General features: G+C 62.2%; 12 protein-coding genes and 1 pseudogene. 3 read left to right on the top strand and 10 right to left on the bottom strand.

Annotation, left to right across the window (positions count from 1 at the left end; all coding sequences use genetic code 11):
- Positions 1-42 precede the first annotated feature (42 nt).
- Together HNW77_RS01690 and HNW77_RS01685 are read left to right on the top strand one after the other, a co-directional pair.
- Positions 43-540: a hypothetical protein gene (locus HNW77_RS01690; protein WP_172154763.1), complete on the top strand. Its 498-nt coding sequence runs from the start codon at positions 43-45 to the stop codon at positions 538-540.
- Complete coding sequence (locus HNW77_RS01685) at positions 537-1,118, top strand: peroxidase-related enzyme (RefSeq protein ID WP_172154761.1); 582 nt, start codon at positions 537-539, stop codon at positions 1,116-1,118. The genes HNW77_RS01690 and HNW77_RS01685 overlap by 4 nt, the downstream gene beginning before the upstream one ends.
- Positions 1,119-1,221: 103 nt before the next feature.
- Here the strand turns inward: HNW77_RS01685 and HNW77_RS01680 are convergent, their stop codons facing one another.
- From HNW77_RS01680 to HNW77_RS01660, 5 genes are all read right to left on the bottom strand, one after another.
- Entirely contained in the window at positions 1,222-2,199 is a 978-nt protein-coding gene (locus HNW77_RS01680) for an ABC transporter ATP-binding protein (protein ID WP_172154759.1), read from the bottom strand.
- Complete coding sequence (locus tag HNW77_RS01675) at positions 2,196-3,221, bottom strand: ABC transporter ATP-binding protein (RefSeq protein WP_172154757.1); 1,026 nt, start codon at positions 3,219-3,221, stop codon at positions 2,196-2,198. Before HNW77_RS01675 ends, HNW77_RS01680 begins: the two co-directional genes overlap by 4 nt.
- Complete coding sequence (locus HNW77_RS01670) at positions 3,211-4,185, bottom strand: ABC transporter permease (protein ID WP_172154755.1); 975 nt, start codon at positions 4,183-4,185, stop codon at positions 3,211-3,213. Before HNW77_RS01670 ends, HNW77_RS01675 begins: the two co-directional genes overlap by 11 nt.
- On the bottom strand, positions 4,182-5,177 hold the full coding sequence (locus HNW77_RS01665; protein WP_172154753.1) for an ABC transporter permease: 996 nt from the start codon (positions 5,175-5,177) through the stop codon (positions 4,182-4,184). The genes HNW77_RS01670 and HNW77_RS01665 overlap by 4 nt, the downstream gene beginning before the upstream one ends.
- Positions 5,178-5,316: 139 nt before the next feature.
- Positions 5,317-5,757 carry a hypothetical protein gene (locus HNW77_RS01660; protein ID WP_172154751.1) on the bottom strand — a complete coding sequence of 147 codons (441 nt, stop codon included), beginning with the start codon at positions 5,755-5,757 and terminating at the stop codon, positions 5,317-5,319.
- 107 nt (positions 5,758-5,864) lie between these two features.
- Here HNW77_RS01660 and HNW77_RS18140 point away from each other — a divergent pair, with 107 nt between their 5' ends.
- A complete protein-coding gene (locus HNW77_RS18140; RefSeq protein WP_172154749.1) occupies positions 5,865-6,056 on the top strand; it encodes a CPCC family cysteine-rich protein in 192 nt (63 codons plus the stop codon).
- 4 nt (positions 6,057-6,060) lie between these two features.
- Here HNW77_RS18140 and HNW77_RS01650 read toward each other — a convergent pair whose 3' ends face one another.
- The 5 genes and pseudogenes from HNW77_RS01650 to HNW77_RS01630 all read right to left on the bottom strand — a co-directional run bounded on the left by HNW77_RS01650 (position 6,061) and on the right by HNW77_RS01630 (position 8,997).
- Positions 6,061-6,525, bottom strand: coding sequence for an Imm30 family immunity protein (locus HNW77_RS01650; RefSeq protein WP_172154747.1), 465 nt, complete (start codon positions 6,523-6,525; stop codon positions 6,061-6,063).
- Between the two features lie 72 nt (positions 6,526-6,597).
- Positions 6,598-6,901 (bottom strand): annotated as a pseudogene (locus HNW77_RS01645) (AGE family epimerase/isomerase); the annotation flags it as partial.
- A gap of 194 nt (positions 6,902-7,095) precedes the next feature.
- The gene (locus HNW77_RS01635; RefSeq protein ID WP_172154745.1) at positions 7,096-7,266 is read right to left on the bottom strand and encodes a hypothetical protein; all 171 of its coding nucleotides are present in this window, start codon (positions 7,264-7,266) and stop codon (positions 7,096-7,098) included.
- Between the two features lie 170 nt (positions 7,267-7,436).
- Positions 7,437-7,571 carry a hypothetical protein gene (locus HNW77_RS17950; protein WP_275942125.1) on the bottom strand — a complete coding sequence of 45 codons (135 nt, stop codon included), beginning with the start codon at positions 7,569-7,571 and terminating at the stop codon, positions 7,437-7,439.
- A 403-nt stretch (positions 7,572-7,974) separates the two neighbouring features.
- On the bottom strand, positions 7,975-8,997 hold the full coding sequence (locus tag HNW77_RS01630) for an MYG1 family protein (protein ID WP_172154743.1): 1,023 nt from the start codon (positions 8,995-8,997) through the stop codon (positions 7,975-7,977).
- Positions 8,998-9,042: the final 45 nt, after the last annotated feature.

The raw sequence follows: 9,042 nt of genomic DNA, 5'->3' as shown, positions 1-9,042 counted from the left end.
TGCCGGTTCCGCACGAACCGGCCCACCAGAAAGTGGACCGTAATGCCCAACCCGTTCTCGACATTCAGTTCCCTATCGGCGCAATCGCGCTCAGGCGAGATGAAGGCAGCGCTGGCCGACCGCGCGAAGATCATGCAGTTATGCGATGCCAGCGGGCAGGCCGTCGTCATGCCTGCGGCGTGCGGCAACCTGCCCCATGCCCTGCGCTGCGCCATTGCCATCCGCATTGCGCGGGCCAATGGCTGTGCGGAACTGGCCACGATCTACGCCCCCCTGCTGGCCACCCTGGATGCCACCCCGGACGTTGCGGCCATTGCGGATGGTGCGGCGGATGCGGATGCGCGCGGGGCGGCCATCCTGTCCTATGTCGATACGGTGACACTCACGCCCGCCAGGGCCAGCCGCGCGCATATTGATGCCCTGCTGGGCGCGGGCCTGACCGACAGCGATGTGGTGAGTCTGGCCGAACTGGTGGCGTGCATCAATTTCCAGGCCCGCGTGCTGGCAGGGGTCCGTCTGGTCGAGGAGACATTCGCATGAAGCCCGTCACCCGCTTTACCACCGACACGCTGGACTGGGAGCCATACATCACCCCGGTGGACTATGACACGGCAACCCCCGCCCAGCGCGAGGCGCTGCAGGAAACCCCTTCGCACCGCAAGATCTCGAAATATACGCTCACGCTGGCCCATGACCCCGAGAGCCTGAAATACCGCTCGCCGCTGTTCAACCAGATCATGTACGGCAAGGACGGCCTGCCACGCGCGGAGCGTGAACTTGCGGCGGTGGCGACATCGGTGGTGAACCACTGCATTTACTGCGGCTCGGTCCATGCCGCGCGTTATATCGAACTGACAAGGCGGCCCGAGGTGATGGATGCGATCCTTACCGATGGCACCAAAGCGGAAATCGATGAATATTCACAGGGCCTGTTCGACTTCGCGGTTGCCCTTTCCAAAACGCCCGTTGCGGCAACCCAGGCTGACATAAACCATGTGCGCGATCTGGGCTTTACCGCGTTGCAGGCGCTCGATCTTGTGCTGGCCAGCGCCATTTTTGGCTGGGCCAACCGGCTCATGCACACGCTGGGGCAGGCGGTAGAACCCGCGGAATCCTGAAAAAACAGATAAAAACTTTTGGGTACCGCCTTTTTGAAAAAGGCGGTATTTCCTGAGGCTTTGTAAAAAAAAAGCTTTACCAAAAATTTTTCATGTTCCGGCCCTACGCGGGCGGGAGCGGATAGTGGCAGGCCACTTCATGGCCGGGGCGTAAGGCGCGCAAGGCGGGTTCCTCCGCGCTGCAACGCGCCTGCGCCTGCGGGCAGCGCGTGTGAAACCGGCAGCCCGCAGGCCGGTTGACCGGGCTGGGCACATCGCCGCGCAGCAGCATGGCAGGGGGGGCTCCCACCACGGGGCGCGGCACGGCGGCGGTGAGGGCTGCGGTATAGGGGTGAGCGGGCGTGTGCAGCACGGTGTCTGTTTCGCCACATTCCACAATCGCGCCGAGATACATGACTGCAACGCGGGTGGAGATCTGCCGCACCACCGCCAGGTCATGCGCCACGAACACATAGGTCAGCCCCAGTTGCTCGCGCAGGTCGGCAAACAGGTTGACGATCTGGGCCTGCACCGACACATCGAGTGCGGAGACCGGTTCATCCGCCACCACCAGTCGCGGCGAGAGCGCAAGCGCACGGGCGATGTTGATGCGCTGGCGCTGCCCGCCCGAGAAGGCATGCGGATACCGCGCAAGCGCCGAGGCAGGCAGGCCGACCAGCGCCATGAGTTCGTGCAGGCGGGCGGCAATCGCGGCCGCGCTGCGCCTGCGCCCGTCAGCCGCCGGATGCACGCGCAGCGGCTCGGCCAGCAAATCGCCAATGCTGCGGCGCGGGTTGAGGGCGGCGGTAGAGTTCTGGAACACCATCTGCATGCCGGTGCGCAGCGGGCGCAACCTGCGTTCGCTCAGCGTGGTGATGTCGCGCCCTTCAAACAGTACCTGCCCGGATGAGACATCATCGAGCCGCAGCATGCACCGCCCCAGCGTGGACTTGCCGCAGCCGGATTCCCCCACCAGCCCCAGCATCTCGCCAGGCATGACGCGCAGCGATATGCCATCAACCGCCCTGAGCCTCTGCCCATGGGGCAGGCGGTAGGTCTTGCGCACGTCGCGCAGTTCCAGCACGGGTGTGGGTTCGTTCATGGCTGCATGCCCTGTGCGATGGTGCGCGGTGGCAGGGGCGTGCCCTCGGCTGGCAGCACGCAGGCCGCAAGCTGCCCCGCCCCGATGGGGGCCAGCGCTGGCGGGGCTGGCAGGCAGGTGGCATGCACATACGCACAGCGTGGGCCAAAGGCGCAGCCCGCAGGCCGCTCCCGTGGGGTGGGCGGCACGCCGGCAATGGCGGGCAGGCGGTGCGGGCGCGAGCCGTAAAGCGGGGGGATGGAGTCCAGCAGCGCTGCGGTATAGGGGTGGGCAGGCCGGGCGAACAGGGTGGTTGTCGGCCCGCTCTCCGCCATGCGGCCGGAATAGAGCACGAGCGTGCGTGAGCAGGTCTGGGCCACCACCCCCATGTCATGCGTGATGAGCAGCACGGAGGAGCCGTGGCTGTGGCGTAGACCGCGCAGCAGGTCAAGGATCTGCGCCTGCACGGTGACATCAAGGGCGGTGGTCGGCTCATCGGCAATGAGCAATGTGGGCCTGCATGACAGCGCCATGGCGATCATGGCGCGCTGGCGCAGCCCGCCGGAGAGCTGGTGCGGATAGCGCTGCGCCGTGCGGGCGGGGTCGGGCACGCCCATCTCGGCCAGCAGTTGCACCGTGCGTGCCCGCGCCGCCCGGCGGGTGAGGCGCTCATGCGCGCGGATCTGCTCATCGATCTGCCAGCCGATGGTATAGACCGGGGTGAACGCCGTCATTGGGTCCTGAAAGATCATGGCGATATCACGCCCGCGCAGCGTCCGCAGGGCTTTTGCGGGCATGCCTACGAGTTCCTGCCCGCGAAAGCGCGCCGAGCCACGGACCTGCACCCCGGGGCTGTCGATCAGCCCCATCAGCGCCATGGCCGTGACCGACTTGCCCGAGCCGGATTCACCCACCAGCCCCACGATTTCGGCTTCATTCACGCAAAAGGACACGTTCTCGACCAGCGGGATCATGCCACCATTGCCGGGCACGCTCACGCACAGGTCGCGCACATCGAGCAGGGGCATGCGATCAGCGGGCATCACGCACCCTCGGGTCGAGTAACAGATACACCATGTCCACCACCGCGTTGGCCACCACCACGAAAATGGCGGAATACATGACCGTGGCCATGATGACCGGCAGGTCGAGATTGGTCAGCGCCCGATAGGTCAGCCGCCCCACGCCGGGCAGGCCGAACACCACCTCGGTCAGCAGCGCGCCGCCGCCCACAAGCTGCGCGAAATCCAGCCCGAACAGCGAGACGAACGTGACCAGCGCGGTGCGTAGCCCATGGCGCAGCATGACCCGCGTGGGCGAAAGCCCCTTGGCGCGGGCCGTGCGCATGAAGTCCTCGCCCGCCAGTGCCACAAGGTCGGCCCGCAGCACCCGGCTGTAGATGCCGATGAACATCACCGCCAACACCACCCACGGAATGACCAGTGCACGGAACCACCCGCCCGGGTCCTCGCTGAACGGCACATAGCCCAGCCCCGGCACCCATGAGAACAGCCATGTGTCATGATAGCGGCTCTGCGTTATCAGGTTGGTGACCTGCCCCAGCCAGAACACGGGTATGGAAATGCCCACCAGCCCGGCCAGCATGAGCGTGCGGTCCACCCATGTATCCCTGAAGGCCGCGGCCAGCGTGCCCATGATGATGGACGCACTCACCCAGATGAACGCCGCCCCGCACACAAGGCAGGCCGTGACCGGGGCCGCCTGCTCGATCTGGGGCACCACCAGTTCGCCCCGGTCGGCGTAGGAGGCAAGATCGCGGGTGATGAACAGCTTCTTCATCATGGTGGCGTACTGCACCGGCAGGGCGCGGTCGAAGCCGTATTCACGGCGCACTTTCTCCATGATCTGCGGTGATGCGTTGCGGCCAGCGATGCGCGCGGTCGGGTCGGCCCCCGGCGTTGCAAAAAACACCGCGAATACCAGCACCGACACGCCAAAGAGCACAAGCAGCGTCTGGCCCAGGCGGCGCAGCAGGGCGGGGATCATCGTGCGCCCTCGCGCCCGTCAAGCGCATCGCGCAGGCCATCGGCCACGATATTGAGCGCCAGCACCACCGCCACGATGGCCAGCCCCGGGGCCACGGCCACCAGCGGGCGGGTATAGATCAGGCCCTCGCCATCCTGAATGATGGTACCCCATGAGGCCTGTGGCGCCTGCACGCCCAGCGAGAGGAAGGACAGCGCGCTCTCCGCCAGCAGGGCCAGCGCCATGAGCAGCGGGCCGAGCGTTGCCAGCGTGGTGCTGATGTTGGGCATGATATCAAGCAGCATGATGCGCCACCCCGGCACGCCAAGGCTGCGCGCGGCGGTGACGAACTCCGCCTGCCGCAGCGCCAGCACCCGCCCGCGTATGGGGCGTGCGGCATAGGGCACGTAAACCAGCGCGATGATGAAGATGGGAATGAGCAGGCTGTCCGCCCCTAGCGTAAACGGACCCAGATGGATTTTCTGGCTGACCATGACAATGGAGAGCGAGATGGCGAACAGATAGACCGGCACCGCCCACATGATGTCCATGATGCGGGAAAGGACGGTATCGATCACGCCGCCGCAGAAACCGGCCACGATGCCCGCAAGTGTTGCCGCCACAAGGCACAGCACGGCGGCACAGGCTGCAATGAGTAAGGAGTTGCGCCCGCCATAGAGCAGGCGGGCGGCAAGGTCGCGACCCTGGCTGTCGGCACCCAGCAGGTAGGCGGCATGCCCCGTGGGGCCTATGGGGCTGAGGCCGAGATGCAGCGGGTTGTCATTGGGCTGCATGATGTCCACCTCCTGCCCATCCAGCACGATGCTGCCCGCCACGTTTGAGGCGAACGGGTCGCTATGGGCCACGTCATGGGCATAAAGCGGCGCCAGTAGGCAGGCGCAGGTGATGAACGCCAGCACGCCCAGCGCCCCCATGGCCGACCTGTTGCGCCCGAACGCGCGCGCGGCCTGCCGGCATGGGCCGGATGGAAGGGAGGAAGAAGGGGAAGACATGTTTGGTGGCGCACCCGGATGGCTTGCAGGACTGGTGGGGCACTATAACCCGGCCACGCCCCGATGCGGGAGGGCCTGCGGCAATTTTATGTTGCGGCCTTGCATCGGTGGGGGAGGGGGCGCTGCATGAAGGGCGTTTTCAGGCCAGAAGGTGGCGCATTTTCGTGCTGAATTGCTGCATGGCGTGCAGGTCTGTCTGCCATGTGGAAATCTTTTGTCCGTCTTCATCAGTAAATTCCATCTCTTCCAGATCGGTGTGGAAAGAGAGAATGTCACTCAGGCAATGCTGATCGGCAAAAATGATTTTATTTTGAATATAAACCGTTCCATCAATTACGGAACAGGGCCAGGACCAGAAGAAATTGGCCCTGTCGGGGTCATGAACATTCACCAGAAAATACGATTTCCCGTTTGCCAGCACTCTTTCCGCTGCCGCAAGCCACTGTTCCTGATACTGGCGTGCATTGAAAAACGTATTGTTGGAGAAGAAATTTTCAGAGAAATTTCCAATTTTTATGGTACCATTATATCCTGTTTCACCGTAAAAATGGCCTTCTCCAGTAAAAGAAAGATCAAACATGACTGCGCCCTTGCATATGACCTGAAAATATCTTTAGGAGTATCCTGTTATCATGAAACCGACCATGGTAAAAAAAACGGTTTCTGCTTGATTGATAGGAACAGGCCATGACGGAACTGCTACCATGCCCGTGCTGTAAATCATTGGAAATTTCAGAGTATGGGAATTATGAGATATGTCGCGTCTGTAATTGGGAAGATGATCCCGTGCAGTCAGCAGACCCGGACTATTCAGGCGGGGCCAATAAACTCAGCCTGAACCAGGCAAGGGCCCGTCATCAGGCTGAAGCACAGAGTTAATTTTTCAGACTTCGCAACAGGCGATGACAGCGCGGGTTCTTTCCATAAAATCAGGCGATTCATCATTTATCCGCCTGCATGTGGCAAATACTGATTCCTTGATGTTTTTTGAGGACAGGCTGAGCTGGGACAGGAGTATTTTCTTACACTTCTGATTATTTATTACCCTTAATAACGGCAATGTAGACCACTCAGGGGCGATTTTTATTAATTCAGGGAAGAATTCCAGAAGCTTTTTTATATAAACATGATCATCCAGACCTTCTGCGGCCTTGAGTATCAGGAAACTGGCTTCATCCCTTTCGTCTTTGTCTGACAGTAACCCCAACATATCTGGAACAAATTCAGGAACGGTGATAAAGTTTTTATGAAGTTCCGTAACCAGTTGATCTACAGTCAATGTATCCGGATGCTCCACTTCAAGCTGCTTCTTCAATGCCGCTATGGTTGATCCGTACGTTCCGTTCATATGACCATTTCCTGAAAATCGCGGGCAAGGGGCTTTATGGCATAGCGTGCCTTTCAGGCCCTAATTTTCCAGTCATGATACGGCCGTAGCAAAACTTGGCGCAAGCGGCAGCAGCGGCGTAATGGTGGCCTGCCAGGCGTGGTACAGGTCGGCCTTGCCCGCATAGACCACGGCTGATGGCCGGTTGTTGCGGTCCAGTTCCTGTATCCAGCCGCCCCGTTTGCGGTCGATCATGTAAAGGTCGATGTAACCTCAAATCATGCGGTACCAGTGTTCATATTGCGCATGCCCCGTGCGCTTGAGCAGGGCGAGGGCGGTTATGCACCACGAACTGGTGGTTCCAGTCGATGGTATAGGCCAGCCCCGGCGCCCCTTCAGCTTGCCGCTGCCGCGATAGCTCGCGCGGATATGCTCGGCCTGCGGGTTCATCAACTGCTCGACGCCGGGCTGGTGGGGCTGGCCCTGGGGGGAATGGTGCTGGTCATGCAGGCGCTCCGGTATGGTGGAGGAAGGGCAGGGTCGTGCCCTGCCTCCATCCAACGCCAGATGTTGCCCTGCACTGGCCGGGCGTTACCAGCGCCCGCCGGGGCCGCCGCGCATGCGCGCGCCATGGGGGCCGTAGCCATCACCGTACTGGCCATCCTGCCAGTCCCGATGGTGGTGATGGTGTCGCCCATCGTAGCAACTGGTCATGGACAGGGTAAGCGAAAGGATGGCGAGGATCTGTAGGGTCCGGCTCATGGGGATCTCCTGTGACTGCCGACTGGCAACGTGGCAGGAGGCGGAAGGTTTGGACGGATGCAAAGGAATATCTGATCACACCCGACCGTCCTGCTCTCTTGGGCAGACGGCGCAAAACGGGCCTGCCCGGCTTTTCATGGCCCGGCAGGCCCGATGTAAGGATTTTTTGGCTAGAGAAAGAAGATCATCGCCGTCGAGAGCGCGAAGGCGATGGCCAGCAGGGCCGGACCCATGATGTCCCACCGGCTGGCATAACCGGAGTTGCCCGTGCCGGCATGAAAGGCACGACGTAGATGAAGCTTCATTGACGCCTCCTGTATCCGGGGTGCATGCAACCGATCAGGCGTACCTGTCGGGCTGCGTGTTCAGATGAAGATAAAGGATAGCCACAAGGCCAGTGTCAGCAGGACCATACCCAGCCCAACCATGTCCATGACACTGGGGTTTGTGCGGTACCGTGTTCCCATATTCATGGCAACCTCCCTTACGGGCAGGCATGTCCTGCCCGATGGAGGTGACGTGGGATGCATCGGGGCTGGAGGAAAGAGGGGAGAGGCCGGGTAGAAGGGCCTGTCCCATCACGTTTGTGGCATCATCAGGCATATGCCCCTGGGGGCATATCCACCTGCTTGTGAAAGCCTTGGGGAATCAGGAAGATTTTCAAGGCCGCGCCCCTGTACCCCTGTGGCTCAGGGGTACAGGGCGGGTTCAGCTTTTTGCCTGTTCGGCGTCGATCTCAAGGGCAAGCTGCGCCATTTTCAGCGCGCCCGCGCGGCTTGCCGCCCCGCAGATGAAGCGGGCCGGGTGGGCGAAGACCGCATCGGCCACGCCTGACACGCTGGCCAGTGTCGCGCCATCAAGCCCACGCCAGGCCTCGGGCAGGGAGACGCGCTGGCCAAAATCACCCCGCACGGGCGGAATGGCCTTGACGTTCCAGCGATCGGGGGCAGCGGGGGAAACGACATAGACCACCGGCAGGTCATGGTCGAAAATCACCTTCTCGGTCGGCATGCCGGTTTCCATGAGCAGGATGCGCTTGTCCTCCGCCTGCGCATAGGCGGCGAGCACGCGGCTTTCCGCCTTGAGGCTGGCGCGCACGCGGTCGATCATGTTGACGAGATGCCCCGCCACCGCCACCGCCGCGTTGGCAAAGCCTTCGGTCTCGCGGGTTTTGGCGGCATCGGGGCCGTACAGCTCTACCGTATCCCATGTGGGGCGGCAGGCGGAGACGATATCGGCCAGCGAGAGCTTGCCCATCTTGGTCACGCCATTATCATCAAGATCGATGGGCAGCACGAGCGAGCGGTCAAGGCTCTGCCAGATGGCGGCGACTTCGGGTTCCGGCGCCGGGTTCTTGAGGATGCTGCGGATCGCGGCCATGCCGTAATCCTTCCACAGCAGTCCGGCCGCGCTATAGGGCGTGCCGTCCTCGCGCAGGGGCTTTTCCTTCATGTGGTGGTCGTAGCGACCGGTGGCGGGGTCGTATTTTCCGCCCACGTCAAACACGATGTCGGCTGCGGCAATGCGCTCGGGCGAGCGGGTGCGGGTGAAGGCCAGCCGCCCGTCCGGCCCGGTGCCCGTCACGCGCCCGCGCAGGTCGCCATCGGGTGCGAGCGCGTAATGCAGGATCACATAGCCCAGCGTCTCATCAAGGTGGAAGTTACCTGAATGCGTCACCGCGCTGACGGGTGCGGTGGGATTTTCAAGACCGATGGGCGTGTGTTCTGACATAAGGCGACCTGCTGCGGGCAAAAGTGAATTTGATACTGCCGTCAT

The organism is Komagataeibacter melomenusus, from assembly GCF_013155395.1.
Taxonomy (GTDB): Bacteria; Pseudomonadota; Alphaproteobacteria; order Acetobacterales; family Acetobacteraceae; genus Komagataeibacter; species Komagataeibacter melomenusus.
This window is presented reverse-complemented; position numbering and strand designations above follow the sequence as displayed.